Source organism: Shigella sp. FC1967, assembly GCF_001743005.1.
Classification (GTDB): Bacteria; Pseudomonadota; Gammaproteobacteria; order Enterobacterales; family Enterobacteriaceae; genus Proteus.
In genome coordinates, this window is the sequence record NZ_MIIZ01000492.1 from 1 (window position 1) to 209 (window position 209).

The window sequence follows — 209 nt, forward strand, 5'->3', positions numbered from 1 at the left end:
AATACTAAATCAGACAAAAGGTGTCGCGCCTGTTGTCACAATGCTAGAAAAAAGGGGTTCGTGTAGGTTTAGGCACTGATGGCCCAATGTCAAGTAATAATATAAGCGCAAATACTAAATCAGACAAAAGGTGTCGCGCCTGTTGTCACAATGCTAGAAAAAAGGGGTTCGTGTAGGTTTAGGCACTGATGGCCCAATGTCAAGTAATA

Annotated in this window: 1 pseudogene; it reads left to right on the forward strand. The window is 42.1% G+C overall.

Features of this window, described 5'->3' with window-relative positions:
• Positions 1 to 209 (forward strand): annotated as a pseudogene (locus BHE89_RS27375) (amidohydrolase); the annotation flags it as partial.